Origin of the sequence: Flagellimonas alvinocaridis (assembly GCF_965248585.1) — a bacterium.
Classification (GTDB): Bacteria; Bacteroidota; Bacteroidia; order Flavobacteriales; family Flavobacteriaceae; genus Flagellimonas; species Flagellimonas alvinocaridis.
Genome location: NZ_OZ252111.1, coordinates 3,464,851 through 3,487,887, shown reverse-complemented (window position 1 = coordinate 3,487,887; position 23,037 = coordinate 3,464,851). Strand labels below are relative to the sequence as shown.

28 protein-coding genes and 1 tRNA gene are annotated in these 23,037 nt (G+C 42.7%); 9 read left to right on the top strand and 20 right to left on the bottom strand.

Annotated features, from left to right (window positions below):
• Positions 1 to 4 precede the first annotated feature (4 nt).
• From ACP14V_RS15665 to ACP14V_RS15620, 10 genes are all read right to left on the bottom strand, one after another.
• The gene (locus ACP14V_RS15665) at positions 5 to 529 is read right to left on the bottom strand and encodes a nuclear transport factor 2 family protein (RefSeq protein ID WP_272608894.1); all 525 of its coding nucleotides are present in this window, start codon (positions 527 to 529) and stop codon (positions 5 to 7) included.
• Between the two features lie 3 nt (positions 530 to 532).
• Positions 533 to 1,246 (bottom strand): hypothetical protein, encoded by a 714-nt coding sequence (locus ACP14V_RS15660; protein ID WP_272608893.1) that lies wholly within the window; start codon positions 1,244 to 1,246, stop codon positions 533 to 535.
• A gap of 30 nt (positions 1,247 to 1,276) precedes the next feature.
• The gene (locus tag ACP14V_RS15655; protein ID WP_272608892.1) at positions 1,277 to 2,029 is read right to left on the bottom strand and encodes a DUF4097 family beta strand repeat-containing protein; all 753 of its coding nucleotides are present in this window, start codon (positions 2,027 to 2,029) and stop codon (positions 1,277 to 1,279) included.
• A gap of 20 nt (positions 2,030 to 2,049) precedes the next feature.
• On the bottom strand, positions 2,050 to 2,838 hold the full coding sequence (locus ACP14V_RS15650; RefSeq protein WP_272608891.1) for a HEAT repeat domain-containing protein: 789 nt from the start codon (positions 2,836 to 2,838) through the stop codon (positions 2,050 to 2,052).
• Between the two features lie 2 nt (positions 2,839 to 2,840).
• A complete protein-coding gene (locus tag ACP14V_RS15645) occupies positions 2,841 to 3,359 on the bottom strand; it encodes an RNA polymerase sigma factor (protein WP_272608890.1) in 519 nt (172 codons plus the stop codon).
• Positions 3,360 to 3,447: 88 nt separating this feature from the next.
• Positions 3,448 to 3,849: a TonB-dependent receptor gene (locus ACP14V_RS15640; RefSeq protein WP_272608889.1), complete on the bottom strand. Its 402-nt coding sequence runs from the start codon at positions 3,847 to 3,849 to the stop codon at positions 3,448 to 3,450.
• 79 nt (positions 3,850 to 3,928) lie between these two features.
• Positions 3,929 to 4,075: a hypothetical protein gene (locus ACP14V_RS15635; protein ID WP_201741807.1), complete on the bottom strand. Its 147-nt coding sequence runs from the start codon at positions 4,073 to 4,075 to the stop codon at positions 3,929 to 3,931.
• Positions 4,075 to 6,297, bottom strand: coding sequence for a ferrous iron transport protein B (gene feoB / locus ACP14V_RS15630; RefSeq protein WP_272608888.1), 2,223 nt, complete (start codon positions 6,295 to 6,297; stop codon positions 4,075 to 4,077). The genes ACP14V_RS15635 and feoB overlap by 1 nt, the downstream gene beginning before the upstream one ends.
• Positions 6,294 to 6,536: a FeoA family protein gene (locus tag ACP14V_RS15625; RefSeq protein ID WP_272608887.1), complete on the bottom strand. Its 243-nt coding sequence runs from the start codon at positions 6,534 to 6,536 to the stop codon at positions 6,294 to 6,296. Before ACP14V_RS15625 ends, feoB begins: the two co-directional genes overlap by 4 nt.
• A gap of 88 nt (positions 6,537 to 6,624) precedes the next feature.
• The gene (locus ACP14V_RS15620) at positions 6,625 to 7,299 is read right to left on the bottom strand and encodes an SCO family protein (RefSeq protein WP_272609312.1); all 675 of its coding nucleotides are present in this window, start codon (positions 7,297 to 7,299) and stop codon (positions 6,625 to 6,627) included.
• Positions 7,300 to 7,450: 151 nt separating this feature from the next.
• On the opposite strand from ACP14V_RS15620, the gene rseP reads away from it, so the two are divergent.
• From rseP to ACP14V_RS15595, 5 genes are all read left to right on the top strand, one after another.
• Positions 7,451 to 8,806, top strand: a complete 1,356-nt coding sequence (gene rseP / locus ACP14V_RS15615) for an RIP metalloprotease RseP (RefSeq protein ID WP_136564822.1) — start codon at positions 7,451 to 7,453, stop codon at positions 8,804 to 8,806.
• Positions 8,807 to 8,875: 69 nt separating this feature from the next.
• Positions 8,876 to 8,949: transfer RNA gene (locus ACP14V_RS15610), tRNA-Asn, on the top strand.
• Positions 8,950 to 9,358: 409 nt separating this feature from the next.
• A complete protein-coding gene (locus ACP14V_RS15605) occupies positions 9,359 to 10,135 on the top strand; it encodes a hypothetical protein (RefSeq protein ID WP_272608886.1) in 777 nt (258 codons plus the stop codon).
• 68 nt (positions 10,136 to 10,203) lie between these two features.
• On the top strand, positions 10,204 to 11,079 hold the full coding sequence (locus tag ACP14V_RS15600; protein ID WP_272608885.1) for a hypothetical protein: 876 nt from the start codon (positions 10,204 to 10,206) through the stop codon (positions 11,077 to 11,079).
• Between the two features lie 97 nt (positions 11,080 to 11,176).
• Positions 11,177 to 11,524 (top strand): hypothetical protein, encoded by a 348-nt coding sequence (locus ACP14V_RS15595; RefSeq protein WP_272608884.1) that lies wholly within the window; start codon positions 11,177 to 11,179, stop codon positions 11,522 to 11,524.
• 306 nt (positions 11,525 to 11,830) lie between these two features.
• Here ACP14V_RS15595 and ACP14V_RS15590 read toward each other — a convergent pair whose 3' ends face one another.
• The gene (locus ACP14V_RS15590; protein WP_272608883.1) at positions 11,831 to 12,238 is read right to left on the bottom strand and encodes a VOC family protein; all 408 of its coding nucleotides are present in this window, start codon (positions 12,236 to 12,238) and stop codon (positions 11,831 to 11,833) included.
• Positions 12,239 to 12,383: 145 nt separating this feature from the next.
• Between ACP14V_RS15590 and ACP14V_RS15585 the strand changes: the two genes are divergently transcribed.
• Positions 12,384 to 13,487, top strand: a complete 1,104-nt coding sequence (locus tag ACP14V_RS15585; RefSeq protein ID WP_272608882.1) for an acyltransferase family protein — start codon at positions 12,384 to 12,386, stop codon at positions 13,485 to 13,487.
• Positions 13,488 to 13,554: 67 nt separating this feature from the next.
• Here ACP14V_RS15585 and ACP14V_RS15580 read toward each other — a convergent pair whose 3' ends face one another.
• Genes ACP14V_RS15580 through ACP14V_RS15565 form a run of 4 tightly spaced genes read right to left on the bottom strand, consistent with a single transcriptional unit; the run spans position 13,555 to position 14,699 of the window.
• Complete coding sequence (locus ACP14V_RS15580) at positions 13,555 to 13,956, bottom strand: hypothetical protein (protein ID WP_272608881.1); 402 nt, start codon at positions 13,954 to 13,956, stop codon at positions 13,555 to 13,557.
• A gap of 3 nt (positions 13,957 to 13,959) precedes the next feature.
• Positions 13,960 to 14,211: a helix-turn-helix domain-containing protein gene (locus tag ACP14V_RS15575; RefSeq protein ID WP_272608880.1), complete on the bottom strand. Its 252-nt coding sequence runs from the start codon at positions 14,209 to 14,211 to the stop codon at positions 13,960 to 13,962.
• Between the two features lie 10 nt (positions 14,212 to 14,221).
• Positions 14,222 to 14,455, bottom strand: coding sequence for a helix-turn-helix domain-containing protein (locus tag ACP14V_RS15570; protein WP_272608879.1), 234 nt, complete (start codon positions 14,453 to 14,455; stop codon positions 14,222 to 14,224).
• 4 nt (positions 14,456 to 14,459) lie between these two features.
• Entirely contained in the window at positions 14,460 to 14,699 is a 240-nt protein-coding gene (locus ACP14V_RS15565; RefSeq protein ID WP_272608878.1) for a helix-turn-helix domain-containing protein, read from the bottom strand.
• Between the two features lie 119 nt (positions 14,700 to 14,818).
• Between ACP14V_RS15565 and ACP14V_RS15560 the strand changes: the two genes are divergently transcribed.
• Entirely contained in the window at positions 14,819 to 15,259 is a 441-nt protein-coding gene (locus ACP14V_RS15560; protein WP_272608877.1) for a hypothetical protein, read from the top strand.
• 131 nt (positions 15,260 to 15,390) lie between these two features.
• On the opposite strand, the gene ACP14V_RS15555 is transcribed toward ACP14V_RS15560, so the two are convergent.
• The 4 genes from ACP14V_RS15555 to ACP14V_RS15540 all read right to left on the bottom strand — a co-directional run bounded on the left by ACP14V_RS15555 (position 15,391) and on the right by ACP14V_RS15540 (position 19,336).
• The gene (locus ACP14V_RS15555) at positions 15,391 to 16,935 is read right to left on the bottom strand and encodes a phosphatase PAP2 family protein (protein WP_272608876.1); all 1,545 of its coding nucleotides are present in this window, start codon (positions 16,933 to 16,935) and stop codon (positions 15,391 to 15,393) included.
• Positions 16,922 to 17,935, bottom strand: coding sequence for a transporter (locus ACP14V_RS15550; protein WP_272608875.1), 1,014 nt, complete (start codon positions 17,933 to 17,935; stop codon positions 16,922 to 16,924). Before ACP14V_RS15550 ends, ACP14V_RS15555 begins: the two co-directional genes overlap by 14 nt.
• A gap of 285 nt (positions 17,936 to 18,220) precedes the next feature.
• Positions 18,221 to 18,769: a PepSY domain-containing protein gene (locus ACP14V_RS15545; protein ID WP_272609311.1), complete on the bottom strand. Its 549-nt coding sequence runs from the start codon at positions 18,767 to 18,769 to the stop codon at positions 18,221 to 18,223.
• A gap of 6 nt (positions 18,770 to 18,775) precedes the next feature.
• Positions 18,776 to 19,336 carry a YceI family protein gene (locus tag ACP14V_RS15540; protein ID WP_272608874.1) on the bottom strand — a complete coding sequence of 187 codons (561 nt, stop codon included), beginning with the start codon at positions 19,334 to 19,336 and terminating at the stop codon, positions 18,776 to 18,778.
• A 243-nt stretch (positions 19,337 to 19,579) separates the two neighbouring features.
• On the opposite strand from ACP14V_RS15540, the gene ACP14V_RS15535 reads away from it, so the two are divergent.
• Positions 19,580 to 20,578, top strand: coding sequence for a sensor histidine kinase (locus ACP14V_RS15535; protein WP_272608873.1), 999 nt, complete (start codon positions 19,580 to 19,582; stop codon positions 20,576 to 20,578).
• Between the two features lie 3 nt (positions 20,579 to 20,581).
• Positions 20,582 to 21,277, top strand: a complete 696-nt coding sequence (locus tag ACP14V_RS15530) for a LytR/AlgR family response regulator transcription factor (RefSeq protein WP_272608872.1) — start codon at positions 20,582 to 20,584, stop codon at positions 21,275 to 21,277.
• A gap of 75 nt (positions 21,278 to 21,352) precedes the next feature.
• On the opposite strand, the gene ACP14V_RS15525 is transcribed toward ACP14V_RS15530, so the two are convergent.
• Positions 21,353 to 23,005 carry a sodium:solute symporter gene (locus tag ACP14V_RS15525; protein ID WP_272608871.1) on the bottom strand — a complete coding sequence of 551 codons (1,653 nt, stop codon included), beginning with the start codon at positions 23,003 to 23,005 and terminating at the stop codon, positions 21,353 to 21,355.
• Between the last annotated feature and the right edge of the window lie 32 nt (positions 23,006 to 23,037).

Here is a 23,037-nt window from a genome sequence, read left to right as displayed (position 1 = left end):
GAGATCAGTCCACCGTGACGGGAGTAATTTCCGGATAGAACCATGGCGTATGCTGATTGGTCACCGCGGTCCATTTCCAACCCTCTTTTTCTTTATGGGCGTTCAAGGTCATTAATCCAATCTCCTTAAAAGTGGTATCCGAAGGGACTTCCTTTTTGTACCAGAACATTTTCCAGGAATAATAAGCTATCGCATTTTGGGAATCCAATAGCCGTATTTTGGGTTTTCCTATTTCATAGTAGTACGCCAAGGAGTCATTGCCCATCATCATGCCATGAAACTTTTCAAGCTCCTCTTTTCCTTCAAAATAATACCCTTGCGAATTGATCCAAGTGGCATCCTCCGTGAACCTACCCATGGCCAAGGCCATGTCTTTTTGGATCATAGCCGTTTCCCGGTCCGCAACCATCTGGATCAACTCCAAGGAATCCTGCTCACGGGTATTGGTAAGAGGCGCAGTTTTATTTTGATTTTGACAGGATAGGACTGTTCCGCCAATCCATAGCAATCCCAAATAGAAAATCTTCATGACCTAAAGCCTTAAGTACATATTTCCATTGATGGTGTTCAAGCGAAGCCGATGGGTGGCGTTGTCAAATTTGCCTTCCACTTTTTGACCTACATGCCTATCCGTCACTTGCAGTTCCAGATTTTCATCGGCATAAATATAGCCGTGTATGGTTTCGGCCACCAGGCGGGAGTTTTTCATGACCAGGTCAATTTCACCATTGATGGTCTTCAGGTTCATATCACCAGCATATTTTTTAATTTCAATATTCCCATTGATAAGGTCGGCGGTAAAGTCTCCCTCAATAAGGTCGGCATTTAGATCGCCATTGATGCTACTCACTTTGAAAATGGCATTCTTGGGAACGTAGAGCACGTAGTTGAACCGGTAGGTTTCATGGGTATGGTAATAGCGCCGTTCCCCTTCCGGGCGGTTTTTATTCCACTCGTCATGAAAGGCATCAAAAACATCCTGCGGGTTGGAGGTAATGGTAATGGAACTGTTGCTCTCATCAATGTCCAATTTATATTTATCCAGATATTTTCCGTCTTCCGTAGTGATATCCGCCTTAAAATACACCGAGGACTTTTCCCAAGTCTTGACTTCGATTTTATAGGCAAACTTCACATCCAATTCTATGAATTGATTGGTGTAGGAAATGTTTTTCTCAATGATTTTCTGCGCATTGAGGGACAGACACAGGAGGCCCATCAATACTAGGGTCATTACATTTTTCATGAGGGTTCGTTTTTAAGATGATGGATTGAATTACTGTTTTCTTAGATAGATGTTACCATTGGTGGATTTTAGGGATATGTTCACGCCGCCATTGTTTATGGCTGCATTGACTTTACGGCCCGAAACGGATTTAAGCCCATCCTTTTCTTCGCGTTTTAGATCAAAATTGGTGTAGATGTCCCCGTTCACTGAACTCAGGGAAAGGTCTGCAGGGGTGTTTCCCGGCATGGTGACGTCCACAGCGCCATTGGTGGAATAAATGGAAATGGGGGAATTTTGCTTGACGGTTCCAAACTCCACGGTAACTTCACCATTTAAGGTATTGGCGGTAACCGGACCGTTTACATCCAAAATCTCTATACTTCCATTGAGTTGGGCATCCGCTTCTATTTCGCCTGCGAAACCGTTAATTTCTATGTTTCCGTTCCAGGTACTCTTTACGGCCACATTTTGGTTTTTAGGCAAAAAGATCTCGGCACCTTCAGATTTTCTCAAGTTTTTTACGATTAAGGTGTTCCCATCCTGTACCACATAAAACCCGACCTCGGTATTGTCGTTTCCGCCTTCTCCCACTAGCCGGAGCCCTTTCGCACGTTCTGAAACCTCGTGCCGGTCGCCGGCTTTGATCAATATCTCATTGGACGTGTATGTTCTAACGGTGATGTCTGCCTTGGACTCGATCTTCACCCATTCTATCCCGTTGAGGGACTTGGTGTAGTCGTTTTGTGCCTGGGCCATGACACTTAGAATAAGGGCCGTGAAAAGAATGTTCAATTTTCTCATGATTTTCGTTTTTTTGATGTTTATGTTATTCTGGGTAATACAGCTTTGATTTGTTCTTTGATGAAAGGCTGTGTATCTTCTTGTTCCAATAGTTTTTTCATGGGAGCGATCGCTTTTTTCTCCTGTATCTGTACCAACCTCTCAATGATGCCAATCTGGATGCTTGGGTTTTTTTCCTTCCCTAGGGCCTCGATGAAGACATTCTTTACGGTATCCGATGCGCTGAATTTTGAAAGGGCCTCAAAAGCGGTAAGGCGCACATTGTCATTTTCATCATGGAGCAAACGATTGGCCAACGCCTGTATGATGGCTTCATCCGGATGTTCAAACTCTACAATATAATTGACGCCTTGTATGCGTTTGCTGGCGGATTGGTTTTCCATCAAGGAAAGCATGGCGGTCTGTTTCATTTGAAGGGTTTCGTCTTTTAAAGCGATAATGTCCCCATCGACCTTTTTTTGTTGAAAGAGGCTTCCCATTTGAAAAGAAGCCACTAAAAGAGCAATGCTGGCGGCAACTTTGAGCAGATTGGTGGCCCAGTTGGATTTTTTCTTTGGGCCCAACGAAACCACTTTTTCATGATTTTCTTTTTCGGCATGCAAAGCTTCCTCGAATTTGTTCCTGAGTCGATCTGTAGGTATATGGGGAACGTCATCATCAAAAGCCTTGAACAGCGTTTTCATCTCTTCCAATTCTTTTTGACAGTTGGGGCATTGGGATAGATGCTCTTCTACCTTTTTCAGGGTATTTTCATCAAGAATGCCATCCAAATAGGCCGGAATTAAGTCCGAAATGTGATTATTCTTCATGGCTATAAACTTTCTAAATAAATTTTCTTCAATTTTTTAAGGATACGGCAGACCTTGGTCTTCATCGCTCCGGGGGTACTTCCCATGATTTCCGCTAGCTCTTCGTACCGTATCTCCTTGAATCGGTTTAGGATGATCAGCTCGCGATCTTCAGGGTCCAACTGGTTAAGGGCTTGCTGTAATTGGGAATAATCTTCCACATCTTCATCCCCATCGGATTTGTATTCAAGGACATCCAAACCATCATGATACTTGTGATTTCTCGTAAAATGACTTTTTAGACTATTCCGGGCTATGGTGAACAACCAGGAAACGAACGAGCCATTTTTATAGGAACTTCTGTATTTGATGAGCTTATAAAAGATATCTTGTGTCAAATCCTCACTCAACATGCTATCGCCGGACATCTTGTACAAAAAATTGTACACGTGTTTGTGATGTCGGTCAAATAGGACCTTGAGCACATCCAAATTGCCCTCAGCCACCTTTTGCATCAGTATTTCATCTGAAAGCGCTTCCAAATGCTGTTTTTAGTTGGTGTTTATCCTATATAGTCAGGAAATTGGAAAAGGTTACATATACGAAGAAAAAAAATGTGAATAATCTCATTTATTGGATAGTTTTGATTTTGATGACCCCACTAGATCCCCTTACTCCATACTCAGCGGCTTGAGCACCTGTGATGGCCTCAATGCTTTCAACAAGGAAACTGTCGATGAGTTGGTCCACGGACCGGAAAGAGTTGCCCACAATGTATCCGTTGAGGACATACAAAGGTTCCGTTGCTTTTTCCCCATAAATTTGATTGGAGGCTTTGATAAAGTAGGGCACGCCATTTCTTAGGGTTACGCCCGGAAGTTGTCGTATGCGTTGCAGAAGACTGATGTTTCCTTTGTTCCGTTGCTCAAACTCTTTGGCGATTTCTGGATTGTAACCTGTGCTTTTGGTTCCTGAACAGCTAACCAAGAAGAAAATAAGGAACAAAATACTGAGGGTAAATAGCTGTTTCATAGTGGCGCAATTACCCTACAAGCTATTAATTTTTAGCGAACTAAGTAATTTTTAAAAAGAAAAAATGGACGGAAAAACCTCAGCCACAACCACAATTGTCCTGTCCACAGGATTTGGAACCTTTCTTTTTGCCAAAGGCCATGGATTTCGGCAATATAAATTTCCAGACCAAGTAGGCTATGGCTACGGCCACTATAACATATACCAATAGTTGCTGAATTTCCATTAGCTGAGGATTTGATAGGCGATCATAGCAGTAAGATACGCAAATATGCTCATAAAAGTGAGCTGGAGCAATGGCCATTTCCATGAATTGGTCTCCCGTTTTACAATGGCCAAGGTGCTCATGCACTGCATGGCAAAGGCATAGAACAACATTAAAGAGATCCCTGAGGCCAGATTGAACAAAGGTTTTCCCGAAGGACTCAGTTCAGCGGCCATGCGGTTCTTTATGGTCTCTTCCTCATCACTGCCTACACTGTAAATGGTGGCAAGGGTGCCTACAAACACTTCACGGGCCGCAAAGGAAGTCAGAACGGCAATTCCAATTTTCCAGTCGTAGCCCAAAGGTCTTACCAAGGGCTCAAACGCTTTTCCGGCATAGCCAATGTATGAATGTTCCAGTTTATGGCTGGCTATTTCTTGGGCTTTGGCTCGTTCAATTAAATCTGCGGTACGAACCTGAATGGAATCTTGTACAGCTTCTTGGGAAATCCCCTCATGCTCAGCTGTTAGGCCAGTTGTATAATCGGAGATGTTGTTCTGAATGTAATTTTTGCTGTAAGTGGTTAGACCTTGCGCTTCAATCCGGTTGTTGACAATGTTTTCAGCATCATGAAAATCATCCGAGAACCCATTAGATCCCAAAAACCAAAGTACAATGGAGATGGCCAGGATAATTTTACCAGCCCCAAAGACAAAACTTTTTGTTTTTTCCAATACGGTATAGGCTACATTTTTAAAAAGAGGAATCCGATAGGTGGGCATTTCCACCAGAAAAAGTGACCTACTCTTTATTCTCATGATTTTGTTCAACACCATGGCCGAAAAAATGGCCATACCAAAACCAATTAGGTAAAGCAACATTAAAGTCAAAGCTTGATAACTAAGTCCCAAAAGGGAACCTTCGGGAATCACCAAGGCAATGAGAATAAGATAAACGGGTAAGCGTGCTGAACAAGTGGTAAATGGAGTAACCAAAATTGTGATCAAGCGTTCTTTCCAATTTTCAATGGTCCTAGTGGCCATTACCGCAGGAATGGCGCATGCTGTTCCTGAAATAAGCGGAACAACACTTTTGCCGCTTAGCCCAAAAGGGCGCATAAGTCGGTCCATCAAAAATACAACCCGGCTCATATATCCGGACTCTTCAAGCAAGGAAATGAAAAGGAACAAAAAAGCGATTTGTGGAATAAAGATGACAATACCGCCTATTCCGGCCAAAATCCCTTCGGCCAACAGGTCTGTGAGTACTCCGGGGGGTAAAGTATTTTTGATCCATTCACTGGCTGCCGCAAATTGTTCATCAATAAAATCCATGGGATAGCTGCTCCAATCAAAAATGGCTTGGAAAATGAGCAGGAGAATTGCAAAAAATATCAGGTAACCAAAAACTTTATGTGTGAGCACCTTGTCTATGGAACCTCGGAACCCTTTGGCATTCTGAAAATCAACCTTATAGGTCTCCTTGAGGGCGTTATTGATGAACTGATACCGCAATACGGTCTCTTTATGCTGAAGTCTTTTGAGTTCTTCCTTGGATTTAATGGAAAACGATGTGGCGTCCTGTATCCGTTTTTTTTCAATGGACATAAAGTTTACGTCCTGTGTAATGACCAGCCATAATTTGTAAAGGTCTTCATTGGGGAAAGCCTTTTGTAGTCCGGCAAAATAGACTGGTGCTATGCGCGAAGTATCCAGATTAGGCTTGGTGGTTAAGCTTTTATAGTCCGCAATATGTTGCTTTAGCTGATCAATGCCATTCCCTTTTCTGGTACTTACCAAGGCAATCTTAGTGTCCAGCTTTTCTTCCAAGGCCGCTATGTCAAGGGTAATTCCTTTTCGTGACATACGATCGGCCATGTTTATGGCAAGAATGGTAGGTATGCGAAGGTCTTTGATCTGCGTAAAAAGAAGGAGGTTTCTTTTTAGGTTTTCAACATCGCTGATCACCACAGCAACATCTGGATAGTCCTTATTATTTTTGTTGAGCAACAATTCCACAGCCACACTTTCATCCAAAGAGGTGGTATTAAGGCTGTATGTGCCTGGAAGATCAAGAATATGGGCTTTAACACCTCGAGGAAGTTTACAGATTCCCTCCTTTTTCTCCACAGTGATGCCGGGATAGTTACCGACCTTTTGTTTAAGACCGGTTAATTGATTAAAAACAGAGGTCTTTCCAGTATTGGGATTGCCGATCAGGGCAACATTTATGTTCTTGCTCATAGGGCCGAGGTATCTTCAATAATGTCCAACTCAATACACCGGGCCAATGATCGTCTAATGGCAATGTGACTTCCACTCAGGTTGATGTAAATAGGGTCTTTTAGCGGGGCAACTTGTACCAATTCTACAATATTGCCGGGCAAACATCCCAATTCCAAAAGCTTTATGGGAAGGGTATGTTCGGAAAACTCTTTGATTACCCCTTTCTGCCCATGTACAAGATCCGCTACTGTTGCCACTGTTTTTATTTAGATTGATTTTAATTAGCGTCAAAAATACGTAAAAAAGACATAATACAATATGCAAAAGGAAATGATCCCATTGGAACTATTCTGCATAGCTGGCTTTTAAAGTCTTGAGGTCTTCGAGCAGTTTGTTGATCTCTTCCCTGTTAGTGCCATCGTAAAATCCACGTATTCTTCGTTCTTTATCCACAAGAATGAAGTTTTCTGTATGAATCATGTCATATGCGCCTCCGTCACCATCCATTTTTACTGCCAAATAGGATTTTCTGGCCAGCTCATAAATCTGTTTTTTATCACCAGTGACCAAATTCCATTTACGATCCACCACTCCTTTTTCCAAAGCATACTTTTTCAATTGGGGTACGGAGTCTATCACTGGCGTCACGGAATGGGAGAGTAACATAACTTCATCATCGTCCATAATGGCATCTTGTATTTCGGCCATGTTTTTTGTCATGATAGGACAAATGGTGGGGCAGGTGGTAAAGAAAAAGTCCGCCACGTAGATTTTATCTTTGTAATTCTCTTGGGTAACAGTTTTTCCGTTTTGGTTGGTGAGTTCAAAATCGGCAATCTTATGGTACTTCTTTTTGTAGTGCAGGGTACTGTCAACAAGGGTAGGGTCTACCATGGAAGGTTGGTAAACGGGAAGCATTTTTTGGGGTTGTAGCGCATTGTAAAACAGATAGATGATAACAGAAGAAAGCATCAATAGTACTGCCCCAAAAAACTTGTATTTTGAAAAGAAGGAAAGCATAGCTGCAAAATTACGGCTGTCAAAAGGATTCTTCAAGGTGAAACCCAGTTTTTGTTGCTAAATCTTTCTTAAAACAAACCTCTGCCCAAAAAGCTGTTTTTATATCACTTGGTAAAAGGTTACTTTTGTGAGTTTTAACAAAACACTTCGGATGAGTCCCATACTTATAAAGACCATACAATTCTTTCTTAGTTTATCCTTGCTCATTGTACTTCATGAGCTTGGGCACTTTATTCCCGCTAAGATTTTTAAGACCAGGGTTGAAAAATTCTACCTCTTTTTTGATGTAAAGTTTTCCCTTTTCAAGAAGAAAATTGGGGAGACCGTATATGGTATTGGGTGGCTGCCCTTGGGAGGTTATGTGAAAATTTCCGGGATGATCGATGAAAGTATGGACACCGAGCAGATGAAGGAAGAGCCCAAACCGTGGGAATTTCGCAGTAAACCGGCGTGGCAACGTCTGATCATAATGCTGGGTGGAGTCACGGTTAACTTTATTCTAGCGGTAATCATATACATTGGAATGGCTTATTCCTATGGGGATCAGTATATTCCCATGGAGAGCCTTAAGGACGGGGTTTGGGTCACCGAAAAGAGTATTGGAGATAAACTAGGCATACAAACAGGAGACAAAATCCTTGCGGTAGATGGTAAGGAGTTGGAATCTTTTGATAAGGTTTTTGGTGAGTTGATCAATGGGAACAACATCACCATTGAGCGCAATGGTCAGCAGATTGAAAAAGAAATCCCAGTGGATTTCATTGCCACCTTGCTTGAAGATGAGGATAAAATACGGTTTTTGAGTTTTAGGGTTCCTTTTGTAGTAAATAAGGTTCCCAAGAGTTCGCACAACAAAGATGCTGGCTTTAGTGCCAAGGACAAGTTCGTGGCCGTCAATGGTCAAGCAGCCGAATATAGAGATGAAGTGATTGACTTCTTGGAGAAGAACAAGGGTCAGGAAATCAATGTAACGGTACAAAGGGAAGATGGCTCCAAGGCTGATGTTACCGCCCAAGTAAATGATGAGGGTATGTTGGGCTTGGAAGTTGGAGGTTATACCATGGAAGACCTTGAAGACGAAGGATATTTTTCCATAAAGACCCAAAACTATTCTTTTGTCGAAGCGATACCTGCTGGTATAAACAAGGGTGTAAATACCTTGTCCAGCTATGTGAAACAACTCAAGAAAATATTTAACCCAGAAACTGGGGCATATAAAGGAGTTGGAGGATTTGCAGCTATCGGTAGTCTATTTCCTGATACCTGGAATTGGGCAACCTTTTGGTCTACCACCGCATTTATATCAATTATGTTGGCCTTTATGAACATCTTGCCCATACCTGCTTTGGATGGGGGGCATGTAGCATTCCTATTATACGAAATGGTCACTGGGCGCAAGCCAAGCGACAAGTTTTTGGAGTATGCCCAGATGGTGGGCTTCTTCCTATTGATTGGTTTATTGCTGTTTGCGAACGGTAATGATTTGTACAAATGGCTTTTTAAATAGAAAAGCGGTTTTTTTCTTTGTAGTGTATTAAAGAATCTGCTATATTTGCACCCGCTTAAGGTAAAATATTCCTCCTTAGCTCAGTTGGTTAGAGCATCTGACTGTTAATCAGAGGGTCCTTGGTTCGAGCCCAAGAGGGGGAGCAAAAGCGAAGAAAGCCATACGAAAGTGTGGCTTTTCTCATTTTATCCTGTTGTTGCGAGAAGTTTACCCTGAGCGAAGCTGAAGGGAGACCAAGAGGGGGCAGTTATAGAAATCCAATACTAGAAATAGTGCTGGATTTTGTTGTTTTATGGGGTTTATTGCTAGGTATAACTCTGTATCTGATGCTAGTGTACAAACTGGATTGAGTAAAACAACAATTTCTAGGGCCTGTCGCGGAGAAAGAGATCAAACAGGAGGCTATATTTGGGGTTATTAATAATTAAAAATAGAAGGCCCGGTTAAAAGAACTTTACGGGGCCTTCTTAATCATACTTTGATGAGGAAAGCTTGGAAGAAAGCCAATTGAAATTAATGATTACTTTAGAAATATGTTTTGATGATTTATAAATGGGATTTAATAAAAAATCTATAAAAGGCCAACACATAATCTTAGTAAGTTCTTTGATTGGGCTTATTGGGGCATTTTGGGGGGCAAAAATTGAAAAGAATAATGCAAAAGATGAAAGCAGGGCGGAGACTGATATATTGCAAAAAACCATTACTGATTTGCAAAAAACTATTATCGATCAGAATGATGCATTAAAAGAAAAACAAGACAGTATTGTTCAACTAAATAATGAAAACAAAGAGTTGATTAAAGACGCTGCCAAAAAAACGCATTTTTTGTGGAGTTTGTCAAATGAGAAAGAAAAAACGCTAATCATATCTGAATGTACATTTAGTTTCAAATTATATGGATTAAGTCATGAAGTTCAGAACAATATGAAATCATTGTTAGGGAAAATGGTCAATTATACTTTTATTATGTATCAAGAAAAGGATGGTAAGATTGTATCAGAGGCGGAGATAGATATAATTGGGGTTTGGGAATCAGTATTTAAAGACAATGGAAGCTTTTACAAGAAAAACAGTTTTGTTTATGATTTAGCCCAGATTGGGCTACGCATATTTGATTCAGAAATCAATGTAATCTCTGGGGTTGATAGCTTTGATAAAGCTTTACCGTTAAAGTTTAAACCGAATATTACAACATTTTATGGGAGAAGATTTGATTGGGAAAACGGAAGCTTTTCAATTGGATATAAAGGTAAGTCAAGGAAGGCAGAACTTGAAAATCAGAAAGATAGAAGTTTCATTGGAGTTTTTGATATTTCTACTCTATAACTATTGCTCTACAAGGTATTGATGTTGTAAGACAATGTAAATGAATAGAATACATAGTTTTGTAAGTTATGGATTGGACCACATTAGTTATGGGAGTTTTAAAGTTATTTAAAGACGGCAATGCTATAATTTTGTGCACAGGTGTCATTGCAGCAATTGGAATATACATTGGAACGTCTGTAAAGGAAAAAGAAATAAGAAGGCAAAGTCAAGCTGAAATAGAAGGGTTGGAAGCTAAAATAGATGAGAAAACTGAAGACATAAAACAGTTGACCATTGAAAAAAATGACCTGTTGGAAGCCTTAAATGAAAATCAAATAGGATTTAATAGTGTTCAAAAACAGTTTAGCCAAATTCTAAACACCTACGGCAAAGAGCAGAAGAAGATTTTTTATAGTTCTATAGTATTGAGTGTTAAATTTGAAAGTGAGGCAGATTTTATAACGAAAGAAGTTAAGACTGAAAAAGGAGCGATTGATGTAGTTGATGATTGGTTAAATTTGTTTTCCTATACACTCCAGTTTTTCCGAAAAGAGGGTAACGAGCCATACGCTTCTTTTAGTCTTCTTGATAAAGTTTTTGAAGATAAAAGGTTTTTGGCAACGATGACTCAGAATAATACATATGCTTATCTTGATTTAACCCAAAGAGATGAAAAATCACCTTCTGCGTTTTATGTGAATTTTTGGTTTGATATTGAAAAAGGATCCATAGTAGATAAAATTAACCAAGGGGATATTGTTCGACTGAAGAAAGATTGTATTCATCATAAAGAAGGAAAAGGCACTGTATTGTCCAGTAAACCACATTTGGGATATAGTGTTAATCCGGTAGAGTCGGAACTGAGAAACCAATATGGTATAAAATATTCACTAGTTTACAAGGATAGTGGCTTCGATACTGATCCAGTAATGCACTATTTTGACTTCGAAATTATCGATTAAAAATTTTCGTTATACTATTAAAACTCCGTTAATGAATCTTTTTTGTGTTAGATAAATATTTACCTTAAAGGTTATAAATTAATAAAAGAGCATTATTATGATTTCTCCAATAGCAATGGGTAAAATATCTCGAGATGGTAAAATAATTAAAGCAACACCTGGAATTAAAGTGAAAAATATAAAGCCAATTGACATCAATAGTCAAGAGAGGTACGGCTATTTGATAAGCTTACCTGATAGACTAGTTAAAGATTCTGACTATATAGTTCAATTGACTGCTGAGAATTTTGGTGAAAATGGCCCAGATTTCACTGTGACATCAATAGCTTTAAGATACCAAACAAAAAAGAACTTTGAGGTTATCATTTGGGGAGATAGGGTACAATCTGGGTTGAAAATGGAAACGGTTAAATCTAATTGGCATTTTGTGATATATGATATATAGTGGAAAGGTGATTATAATTTTAGTTAAGAAATAATAAGTTTATAAAAGGCATTCAATTCGGATACCTATTTTTATTAATAAAAGGTAAATTCTTGAAAATCAGAAGGAAATGGTCCTTGGTTCGAGCCCAAGAGGGGAGCAAAAGCGAAGAAAGCCATACGAAAGTGTGGCTTTTCTCATTTTATCCTGTTGTTGCGAGAAGTTTACCCTGAGCGAAGCTGAAGGGAGCCCAAGAGGGGAGTAGAAGTGATAAAACCCGGTTATTTAGCCGGGCTTTTTTAGTTTTACCAACTACACTTAAATGATTTAATCCTCGGGACCCACCCAAGCAAATGGATTATGCGCCACCTCCCATAAGTGGCCGTCCAAGTCTTTAAAATAACCATGGAAACCGCCCCAATCTGCTCTTTGGGCAGATTTTACCAATACGGCACCAGCGTTGACGGCCTGTTCCAAGACTTCCATAACTTCGTTTTCCGAAGCTACGTTGTGGGCCAAGTTTATTCCGGCATATCCACTTCCTTCGGAGGGAACACCGGCATCGGCTGCCAAACTTTCACGGCCCGAAAGCCCAAGCCAGGTTCCGTTCAGGTTAAAAAAGGCAACGCCGGGAGGGGAGGGGAGCATGGGTAGTCCCAGTCCATCGTGATAAAATGCAATGGACTTCTCCAAGTCGGCGACCCCCAAAGAGACCATACTGATTCTAGGTTTCATTTTCTATGGTTTATGGTTCCATTTTTCTTTGATGACCTTACTAAGATACAATTCGCAAGTCATTTTGTGGGTTAGTTCATGCTTTGGTGCCATTGGGATGTATGACAAATGGGCTATCTTGTAGCGAGTATCCAACCAACCATCTATGTCGCCATCTACCACCAACGTTTCCCAACGTCTTTTTTCCTTGGATGTATTCCGGGGATTGACCATGTTCCTATTGATTGCCGAAGCTGCCGGATTTCACGCTAATTTTTCAGCCTTGGCCGAAGGCACTTGGTTGGAAGGGTTTGCCCATCAATTACACCATCACCCTTGGAACGGGCTTCGGTTTTGGGACTTGATCCAGCCCTTTTTCATGTTCATCGTGGGAGTGGCCATGCCTTTTTCAATGCGAAAGCGACTGGCCAACGGGGACAAGAGCGCAGTGACCCGCCATATCTTGAAAAGGTGTTTCCTGCTGTTCAGTTTTGGGGTACTGTTGCACTGTGTCTACAGTCATAAACTAGTTTGGGAACTTTGGAACGTTCTGGTGCAGTTGGCGTTCACCATACTGATTGCCTACGCCATCATGCAGCTTCCCCATAAAGTTCAATTGGCCATGTCCGCAGCACTTTTGGTATTGACCGAAGTGTTGTACCGGGCCTACAATCCCGAAAACCCGTACAACCAAGGTGAAAGTTTTGGTTCTTGGGTAGATATGCTGGTGATGGGAAAGACCAACAGCGGCTATTGGGTCTTCATCAATTTTATCCCTACGGCGGCCCACACCATTTGGGGCGTGGTCTGCGGACAGGTTTTGCTCTCCAATAGGGATGCGAAGGAAAAACTAAAGGTATTCGTCATTTGGGGACTTGGGGTTCTGGTGCTGGGTCTGGCCATGGATGTGCTTAACATTACCCCGATCATCAAAAGGATCGCCACGACCTCATTTACCTTGGCTTCTGGGGGTATAGCCGTTCTGGTATTGGCCTTGTTCTACTGGGGGATTGATGTTAAAGGCTATAAGGCCAACTGGTTGAAAATATTCTCCGTAGTGGGCACCAACTCCATCTTTATCTATTTATTTGCGGAGACCGTGGGGGTACAATGGTTTCAGGATTTTGGAAAAATTTGGACCGAAGGGCTCTTGGCCCCGATCGGCCTGCCCCAAGATTGGCTCATGGTGATCAATGCCTCGTTCGTGCTCTTTATCTTTTGGTACCTCACCTATTTCTTAGATCGGAAGAAAGTCTATTTTAAGGTGTAAGGACGTTTATGAACAAAACCAATAGGAAGAGAAATCAAATGCAAAGTTGGAGAGCATCATACGTTTTTCAGGTATTCCAAGACTCTGCTGAATAGATTAAACCGCTTTTTTCAGCAAAAATTGAGAGTCCCCCGGCTTTTAGAATCGCGTTTCCCGCTTTAATTATTGATTCTTGTTGATTGTATTCACTTTCGGTTAAATCCATTCTGATAAAAAAATCGGAATCCTTGAACTTTCCAAAAAAATCTAAATTGTCAAAATCTGACTTTTCAAGAATTTGAATTCCAAATGATTCTTGGGTACTCATATTCAACATTATATATCCTGCGAAAACAAATTCATTCATGTTGTTTTTTGCAATTGACCCGACTATTTCACTTCTGTCGTTCCAATTTCCAGGAATCCAAAAAACTTCATCGTTCGGAAATTCCACCTGTGGTTTTTTCTTTCTTCTAAATGGATTTTTCATTTTTTACCTCTCCAATAAATCCAACAACTGTTCTTTGTTTAGGTTAAGTGCTTTGGCCACCCTAAGCAAACCAATAACACTGGTATTGATCTCCCCATTCTCCAATCTACTGATTTGGGTTCTGCTGATGTTGGCCTCCAACGCCAATTGATGTTGGGATAATCCGATTGCGGACCTATGGTCCTTGATTTTTTTACCAAGCTGTTTTTTGAACTCGTTTTCCTGCCTTTCAAGCCCGCTTTCATAAAATCCCATTTGTGTTGGATTATGATTCAAAAAAATCTTTTATCGGTACATTCAGTGCTTGTGCCAAAAGATTGAGATTGACAATGGAAGTACTGATTTCTCCACGTTCTATTCTCCCGATCTGATTTTTGGACATCTTCGCATCTGTTTCCAAAGCAGCCTGGGATAGTCCGGCCGCTTCCCTTAAATCTCGTACCCGTAGCCCAAACTCTTTTAAGATTTGTAACTCTTCTTGGGTGTAGTTTCTTCGCATGATTCTAACCCTCTTTCAAAAATAAGGTGTGCAAGGGAACTCCCAAGGCGTTGGCAATTCGGTTGAGGGTAACCAAACTGGTGTTACGCTCTGCACGTTCAATTCTCCCAATCTGGTTCTTGGTGATATCTGCTTCTATGGAAAGTTGGAATTGGGTCAGCCCTTTCGCATTGCGAAGTTGTTGGATTCTCTGACCAACCGACTTCATGATTTCCTTGTCTTCTTGTGTGTAGGTATTGAGCACATGCCAAGTTGCCTATAGTTTAATAAAATATAGACACCCTCGATGGGGTATTTTAATTATTTTTCTTATCATTGTCATAGAAATGCCGGCATAACCCCCTGAACCGTAATCTCTTTGCCATGCCCATTGATCTATTGGGGGAGATCCAACATTTTTTGGACCAGCGTGCCAACTCTTCCCTGGAAATTACCTTCGCATATCTGGACATCCATTTGTTCAATGAGCACAAGTTGCTCAACAGGATCGTTCGGGAGAATGCCAAACTTCGCATCCACGCCCCACCATCGCCCGGGATGCCCCAAATGGAGGTGTTGGACCATCTGGTGTTTCAGTTTTCCTTTCGGTTTGGGCTGCCCACTTCACAATTCCCATTCGAGAGCAATACTTTGGGAATGCCACGACCCTTGGCCCGCGGTTTTTTGCAGATCACCACCGAGGAACTGGACCTACAGTTTACCATTGAGGCCCCAGACCCCAAACTCCACATCTTGGTACAGCATTGTTATGTAAATCCTATATATATAAAGCAGGTAGAGCGGCAAGGTGTGGCCCAACCCTAAAGGGTTGTTTGCAGTAAAAAAGCCCACCGATATCGGCGGGCTCTTTCCTGTAAAGCTAGTTTTTCAGATTGTTTTGATCTGATGGTGTTGGTCGGGAAGATTGCCCCTTGACTTACAGGGTGTCTTCCATTTTATTGGTCAGCACCATCGGCCATGGCGCGATCAATGGTATACTGTGCCACTGCGCGGCCTTGGTCGGTACCCACGGTGGCGTCAAAACTCCAATGGATTCCACCGTACACCCTTGATATGGCGGCCTCTTCGGCCCAACCCCTGAACTTACTGGCCTCTTCCGGGAAAACATAGGCCAATACTTCCGATGCCGCTGCCGAAAACACACTGTGTCCCGAGGTGTAGCTGGGGAAGTTTGGGGTTCCGGCGATGGTCTCAAACCCTTCGATCATCTGGATGGGTCTGGGATAATGGTAATAGTATTTGGCATCCCAACAACTGATCCCGGAGTCCATAATGGCCATATTCATATAGGCTAGGGTACGGGTGGTCTGAAGTGGATTCAATCTATAATCCACGATAAATTCGTTGGCAATGCGGTTCCAGTGCCCTGGAGGGGTGTAGGTGCCCAGTCCATCTTGCCAAAAGTTGGCGATCCGGCGATGTTCGTCCGTCATGTTGCGGGCGTAGTCCTTAAGCAGTTCCACATCGTCCAAAAATTCCTGTGAGTCCAGTTGCGGCGGTGCAATGGGGCGTACACTTTCCACATCGTCAATGCTCCACATGGTGACCTGACTGAACAATGGTGTCAGTCCCACGGGACGTTCCGGGATTTCCAAATTGTCCCAAGCCCAACCAAAACGGTCATAGGCGGCTTGTTTAATGGAATCTGAAACGGCTTTTGGGGTCTGCGCTTTGCTCATGCCGTCGGTGGAAGCCCGTGCCAGGGCAGTGGCGGAGACCACATCACCAATGGCAACGCCTGCGGTGACATCGCTTATCACATGCCCGCCGGACAATCGGAGACTTTCCAAATGTTCTTCTTCCAAGCCTTGCAGATACTCAGCTTCCAAAGGAAACATGGCTGTAAGGATGTTCCGTGAGGCCCTTGCGATCACCGCCCCATCCGAGGGATAGGAGGGGATGGCATTCTCCTCATACGCAAAATCGATGTCCCCATCCTGCTGATAGGGTGCCGCCCGGTTGTATTGGTATTTGTAATGCCATGCGCTGATGAGGCCATCAAACTGCGCTACGGACATATAGGCCAATGCCCTACACGCATAGGGTGGATGTGCAAAAGGAAAGGCCGGTGGCCCTTCAGGGTTGGATGGATTGGGCAGGGTATAGGTGCCATCGGCATTGGGACCGGGGATGAGGTTGTACTTGGCAATGAGTTCCAAGGCAACCTCGTTCCAGCGAATGGCCGGATTGTTGGTCCAATACTTTATGGCTTTTTTCTGTTCTGAGCTCATGCTTTGCATGTCGGCTTTCAGGTCTGCCAGTTCCGCTTGATAGGCTTGGGAATCGGAAGACTCGGGTGCATCCACGGGTATCGAGGCCCCGGAATCATGCAGCACAGGGGTCCAGTCCCCGCCGTTTTCATCAAGTTCGGAATACGCGTAACTTTCATAGGGAAGGTAGCGCGGAGTGTCTTTCTCGCAAGAGACCAAAACCACAAGGGCGATGGCCCAAAGTAGGGTGGATATCTTATTGTACATCATCGGTTGCTTCAATTGGTTTTTTGAATGGGTTGAACTGATAGGTAATACCAAAGCCGGTATTGCTGAGTTTGGGCATGTTCCGCCCATCAATGATCCTGTTGTGGTAGGCCACAACGCCCAATCCCTTCAAGGATTTAAAATAGTATTGTGCCGAAAGCCCAATGCGGTCAAACTTTACCTTATTGGTGGGCTGTGCGGCATTATAGGCCCTGATATCGTCCCCGCTGGTGGAATCCAGTCCGGTATAGTTGAATTCCAACTTGAACGAGTAGTCAAAGAACCACTTTCCAACGATGCCTTCATAGGTCCAGGCGTTCGGGACATCCATCCAAGCGGTGTAGTAGCTGCCGTTGTTGTAATAGTAATCCCGTTCGGCCTCGGTATAGCCACGCCAAAGATGGGCCAAGGAACCCCTTACGAACCAGCCGTTGGACAATTGGTACTGACTTATCGCCCGAAGTGAAAATTCCGGGGCACCTGAACCAATGCTATAAGGTTTGTAATCGGACAGATAATTGGTAAGGGGAGTTGAAAATCCGGCCGTGGTCAAGACGGATAACTCCCCATTGCCCAAGGTCTTTTGAATGGCCCTATATTTTAAAGCGAAGCCAATATCCTGAAATCCCCTTGCGCCAGTGAACTTTCCTCCATTGGGTTCAGAAGATTCCGTACTGATGAAGGGCAGGCCAATATAAAAATTGAGATCGTCCAGAATACCAATGGCCGCCATTGGCAATACCGTGTTGCGGTCCACCGTGGCAATGGTCTCGTTGGACCGTAGGTAATCGCCTTCCCAATAGCGGTCAAAGCTGCCCATATCATAGGCAAACAAGATGCAGATGTTCTTTGAGGGCATCATCAAGGCATCACTGGGAGTCTGAGCCCGAAGCGGGTTCGGTGACCAGATGCATAATAGCGTTAGGGTAACCAGCAGATTGGGCCAAGAAAACCTGGACCTAAATGGGGAACCCTGTTTAGAAGTGTTGTTTAATGGAATCATTATTTAGTTTTGATTGGAAATAAGGTCAAGGCAATGACTCCTAACCTATTTTATGATTGATATGATGGTCGTTTGGTCATGCCGCGGGCTAAAATAGAAGTAAGGCGCTAACGAACGGATTAAGGAAAAATAAGAAGGGTTAAGGAAGGGTTAAGAGGGTTAAGAATCACCTAAAAAGAGGAAATTAAGACTAATCAAAGATTGTGCAAAAAGGGATAGCCGATACTATTCCATAAAAAAAGCCACCCAAAAGGGTGGCCAATCCATATAGGTGGTACAGATTTTCTATACAAAAAGCAATATCACGGTGAGTACAAAGCCTGCTGCGGCAAAGTACAGCCCGTTTTTATAAATGGGGGCTTTGGGACGAAACATAAAAAAAGCGGAAACGGCAAAGAACAATAGCGCCACACCAAAGAAAATGCCCAGCCAGAACAAAGGATGGCCGGAGTGCATTTTGTGGAGTTTGTTCATGTTGTCCAGAATCTTGGGCAAACGTTTTTCGGTATAGGAAGCTTCCCCTGTTTTTTGGTTGTAGGTGCCTCCGTTGAAATACAACACGTCCCCTTCGGTCTTGTCCACCTTGAATCCTCTTTTGCGCAAAGCAGCGCCGAGCGTTTCCTCATTGAGGTTGGGCTCCAATGTTGTACTGACCTGGACATTATTTTTCATGTAGTCCGTATTTCTAAACGTAAGCACAATGCCACTAATGGCATACACGGCCATGATTCCGGCCAAGAAAAACCCAAGATATCTGTGGATTTCCCGAAACGTGTTTTCCGATTTTCTTCCCATGAAGGAGGGTCTGTTTTTAAATTGTTTTCGGGCCCAAATATACTTCTATTGTTGCGCCATTTCTAGATTAATGGTAAGGTCAACTTCATTGCCCAGGGAAGCCGTTTCACCACCCACACCAAAATCCAGTCGGTTGACGGTACCAGTGAGTTTAAGTCCGGCTTTCAACTTTTGGCTGCGTTGGTCCGTAATAATTCCGTTAACTTTTCCATCAAGAGTAACCGTTTTGGTTACGCCATGCATGGTAAGATCTCCAGTAAGTTTAAAGGTTTTGTCCCCCGTCTTTTCAAAGGTGTTGCTCTTAAAGGTGATGGCAGGATGGGTCTCGGCGGCAAAAAAATCATCGCTTCGCAAATGGTTGTCCCTGTTGGTGTTGTCTGTGTCGATACTGGTGGTTTTAATGTCGACCGAAAATTGAGCTTCGTCAAAAGTATCGGTAGCAGTGGCAGTAATGTCAAAATCGCCAAAATGGCCTTCCACTTCAGAGATCATTAAGTGGGTAATGGCAAATCCAACTTTGGAGTGGGCGCCGTCCGATTTCCAAGTGGACTGTGCAGATACCATAGATCCCACAAGAAGGGAAAAAATCAGTGCTGTTTTTTTCATGATTGATTCATTTAGAATGTTAGTGATGTTTTTGTTTCTGAGATTGATAACTACTAATATGGTCAAATCAAATTAGTGCCCCTAAGATTTTTCCGTAAACGGTAGGAGTGGGCATGTCATCAGCAGGTTTTATGAAAATTTTAACTAAACTGTCGTTCAAGGGGTAAATTTTGTTGTTGGCAAAACAATTTTCCATTAAATGTGGATTATACATAGTTTTGACCTTTAATAAATTACAACGTCTTGATTTCAAGAAAGGAACTTCTATTTCAGGTTGTACTGCACGTTATTGTGCTCTTGTTTTTCTCTTTTGACAAACACGAGGGTGGTATTGATATAGATCGAGCCATCTTTCTGTTGTTTTACAGTGCGGCTACGGTCATTATCACCTATTTTCTAATGCCCAAATACCTATACAAGAAGAAGTACTGGCAGTTCTTTATTGCCTTTGGCCTTGTTGTTACCGTTGTGATTTTGTTGGAAGAATTGGTGCTGGAACCCCTGATGTTTCCCAATACCAAGCGGGGGACCTCTTTCCCGGGCGTGTATTTATCCCTATTGGGGGTATTGCCCGTTATGACCATTTTGTCCGGATGTAAATTTGGATGGGACGCTTTGCAGAAACAGGCCGAAATAGATGAGCTTCAGAGTACCATTCAAGAAAGTGAGCTTCAGTTTTTGCGATCACAGATCAACCCGCATTTTCTGTTCAATAATTTGAACAATCTATATTCCTATGCATTGCAGAACTCTCCCAAGACCCCGGAGATAATTTTAGAGATGAGCGGTGTATTGCGTTACATGCTCTATGAGTCCAAGGAGCAGTTTGTCCCTCTCAAAAAGGAGTTGGAACAGCTGGACAATTTTATAAAACTGTACAAGCTTCAGATTGAATCCAGAGGGCACGTTAATTTTAAGACAAGCAACATTAATGGTGGCCATAGAATTGCTCCATTGATTTTGATTGTGTTCGTAGAGAATGCTTTTAAGCATAGTCAATCCGGACAATCATCGGATATTGAGATAGATATTTCCATAAAAATGGAAGGCTCTGTATTGGAGTTTCGTTGCAAGAACAATTTTGAAGTAGTGCCCAGCTTGGATACGGTTGCCAAGGGAATTGGGCTTCAAAACGTTCAAAAAAGATTGCAATTGTTGTACCCGAACAAACATCGTCTGGAAATAAAGGACGAAAATAAAAGTTATAACGTATACTTGAGGTTGGAACTCGAAAAGGCATAGGGTATGAGATGTATTATTGTTGAAGACCAACCACCCGCCCAACGCATCCTACAGAAATTCATAAAGGATGTAAATTCCCTTGAACTGGTAGGGACTTTTTCTGATGGGTTACAGGCCCTGGAGTTTTTAAAGAATGCATCTGTGGATTTGATGTTCTTGGATATCCATTTGCCCAAAATCAATGGAATCGACTTTCTAAAAAGTATCCAAGACCCTCCCAATGTGATACTTACCACGGCTTTTTCGGAGTATGCACTTGAAGGATATGATCTTAATGTGGTGGACTATCTACTAAAACCGTTTTCTTTCCAACGTTTTTTGCAGGCTGTGAACAAAGTGAACAAAAAACCTGATTCGGATTTTAAGAATGGAGGAACTTTGTCAAGTGCGGTCCAAGAGATTTATGTAAAGTCCAGCCATGAACACATCAAGGTCGCGGTGGATGATATTCTGACCATTTCGTCTGATTCCGATTATACGGAAATCCGATTGGAACACCGAAAGATATTGTCCAACGAATCCCTACGCCATTGGGTAAGTGTATTGGAGCCTCCACAGTTTTTTCAAGTGCACAAATCACATATCATCAACACCAAAAAAATTGATAAGATCTCTGGTAATCTTGTGTACTTGACCAATGGAGCAAAAATCCCTATTGGACGTGCCTACAAGGAAAACTTTCTGAATAGCATATTGTAATCCATAACAACATTACTCTTGAAAATAAAAAGGCCCGGAAATTTCCGGGCCTTTCTTGGTGGAATTTTTTGAATCCTACCCAGTAAAATAAGATAGGATGGCAATGACAATCACGACCAAGAGTACAGAAAGTACCACATCCACAGTGCTGTAGCTTCCTTTTGTGGCAGCTCGATCCTCTTCGGTCAATGTGCCAAAAGAAAGGCCTTTAATCAATGCGTAGTTTGGAGGAGCAGTAGCCAAAGTGACCGCAATACATAGGACCACGGAAAAGATGAACATAAATATGGCCATGTGGGCAAAGTTCACCGTAGCAAACTGAAATAGAAAACCTGATACTTCTTCTCCAGAGATAATTTGTGGTTGATAATATATTTCTGAACCCAAGCGCAGCACCAAGAGCACCAGACCTGCCAAAAGTGTGGTGATGGCCGCTTTTGAATTGACCCTTTTCCAAATGATTCCTAAAAGGAACACTGTGGTTACGGGAGGTGCAATATAGGATTGTACATTTTGAAGGTATTGGTACATGACCCCACCACCGATTTTGTCCATAATGGGAATCCAAACAATACCAAGCACCACAATGATTCCCGTGGCAATTTTACCAATGGTAAGCAATTCCCGTTCAGATTTTTCTGGGCGAAGCTTTTTATAGATATCGATGGTGAAAATAGTGGAACATGAATTGAACACAGAGGCCAGGGAACTCATCAATGCGGCCATAAGCCCACCAGCCACCAAGCCCTTCAACCCAACTGGAAGAAGGGTCTTCACTAGCATGGGGAAAGCCCTGTCGGCACGTTCCACACTAAATACTTCTGGGTTTTGAATGGTGAGGGCAAAGGCGATGATGCCAGGTATCAAGAAAATCAGGATAGGCATCAGTTTTAGATAGGCTCCAAAAATGGCCCCACGTCTACCTATTTTAATGTTGTTGGCAGCTAAGGTTCGCTGTACAATATATTGGTCGGTACACCAATACCAAATTCCTACAATGGTTCCCCCGATCAAAAGACCGGTCCACGGAAAATCTGGATCGCTCATGGGACGCCACATGTTAAAGTGGTCTGGGCTAACCGAGGTCACGGTTTCCCGAAGCTGTCCCCAGCCCCCAACTTCCTGAAGCCCCAAATAGGTAATGATCAAGGAACCCAAAATCAAAATAACGGTCTGTAGGGTTTCCGTATAGATCACAGCTTTCATTCCACCAACCACGGTATAGATCCCGGTAAAGACTACTACCCCAATGGCTCCATACCAAAATGGAATCCCAAGCAGTTCGGAAACCACAATTCCTCCTGCATAAATGGTCACGGAAACCTTGGTGAGCACATAGGCCACCAATGAAAATATGGATAGGAACCAGCGCGATCGGCTATCAAAACGTTTTTCGAGGAACTCGGGCATGGTAAAGGCTCCACTACGTATATAAAAGGGAAGGAACAGCCACCCTAGCAGTAGAACAATCCAGGCATGAAGCTCATAATGGGCCATGGGTGTGCCCGATTCAAATCCGGTTCCTGCCAAGCCGACTACGTGTTCCGAGCCTATGTTTGATGCAAAAATCGAGGCGCCGATAACGAACCACCCCACATTTCTACCTGCCAGAAAATAGTCCTCGGTATTTTTGTTTTTCTGGGCCACCACCCAAACGGCCACTCCGATCAGGGCCAAGAAGTAAATGCCCAGAACAATCCAGTCGGGCCTTTCTAAAACTGATTCCATAATTAAATTGGTTTGTTTGCTTTGTTAAGTTA

Coding starts and splice junctions, on each gene's coding strand:
- ACP14V_RS15555 (WP_272608876.1), bottom strand. CDS start 16,935: ATGATGTACAATAAGATATCCACCCTACTTTGGGCCATCGCCCTTGTG.
- ACP14V_RS15550 (WP_272608875.1), bottom strand. CDS start 17,935: ATGATTCCATTAAACAACACTTCTAAACAGGGTTCCCCATTTAGGTCC.
- ACP14V_RS15660 (WP_272608893.1), bottom strand. CDS start 1,246: ATGAAAAATGTAATGACCCTAGTATTGATGGGCCTCCTGTGTCTGTCC.
- ACP14V_RS15595 (WP_272608884.1), top strand. CDS start 11,177: ATGATTTCTCCAATAGCAATGGGTAAAATATCTCGAGATGGTAAAATA.
- ACP14V_RS15570 (WP_272608879.1), bottom strand. CDS start 14,455: ATGCGAAGAAACTACACCCAAGAAGAGTTACAAATCTTAAAAGAGTTT.
- feoB (WP_272608888.1), bottom strand. CDS start 6,297: ATGAGCAAGAACATAAATGTTGCCCTGATCGGCAATCCCAATACTGGA.
- ACP14V_RS15530 (WP_272608872.1), top strand. CDS start 20,582: ATGAGATGTATTATTGTTGAAGACCAACCACCCGCCCAACGCATCCTA.
- ACP14V_RS15580 (WP_272608881.1), bottom strand. CDS start 13,956: ATGAAAAATCCATTTAGAAGAAAGAAAAAACCACAGGTGGAATTTCCG.
- ACP14V_RS15575 (WP_272608880.1), bottom strand. CDS start 14,211: ATGGGATTTTATGAAAGCGGGCTTGAAAGGCAGGAAAACGAGTTCAAA.
- rseP (WP_136564822.1), top strand. CDS start 7,451: ATGAGTCCCATACTTATAAAGACCATACAATTCTTTCTTAGTTTATCC.
- ACP14V_RS15585 (WP_272608882.1), top strand. CDS start 12,384: ATGTCGCCATCTACCACCAACGTTTCCCAACGTCTTTTTTCCTTGGAT.
- ACP14V_RS15655 (WP_272608892.1), bottom strand. CDS start 2,029: ATGAGAAAATTGAACATTCTTTTCACGGCCCTTATTCTAAGTGTCATG.
- ACP14V_RS15620 (WP_272609312.1), bottom strand. CDS start 7,299: ATGCTTTCCTTCTTTTCAAAATACAAGTTTTTTGGGGCAGTACTATTG.
- ACP14V_RS15560 (WP_272608877.1), top strand. CDS start 14,819: ATGCCCATTGATCTATTGGGGGAGATCCAACATTTTTTGGACCAGCGT.
- ACP14V_RS15635 (WP_201741807.1), bottom strand. CDS start 4,075: ATGGAAATTCAGCAACTATTGGTATATGTTATAGTGGCCGTAGCCATA.
- ACP14V_RS15590 (WP_272608883.1), bottom strand. CDS start 12,238: ATGAAACCTAGAATCAGTATGGTCTCTTTGGGGGTCGCCGACTTGGAG.
- ACP14V_RS15640 (WP_272608889.1), bottom strand. CDS start 3,849: ATGAAACAGCTATTTACCCTCAGTATTTTGTTCCTTATTTTCTTCTTG.
- ACP14V_RS15600 (WP_272608885.1), top strand. CDS start 10,204: ATGGATTGGACCACATTAGTTATGGGAGTTTTAAAGTTATTTAAAGAC.
- ACP14V_RS15665 (WP_272608894.1), bottom strand. CDS start 529: ATGAAGATTTTCTATTTGGGATTGCTATGGATTGGCGGAACAGTCCTA.
- ACP14V_RS15650 (WP_272608891.1), bottom strand. CDS start 2,838: ATGAAGAATAATCACATTTCGGACTTAATTCCGGCCTATTTGGATGGC.
- ACP14V_RS15540 (WP_272608874.1), bottom strand. CDS start 19,336: ATGAAAAAAACAGCACTGATTTTTTCCCTTCTTGTGGGATCTATGGTA.
- ACP14V_RS15605 (WP_272608886.1), top strand. CDS start 9,359: ATGGGATTTAATAAAAAATCTATAAAAGGCCAACACATAATCTTAGTA.
- ACP14V_RS15525 (WP_272608871.1), bottom strand. CDS start 23,005: ATGGAATCAGTTTTAGAAAGGCCCGACTGGATTGTTCTGGGCATTTAC.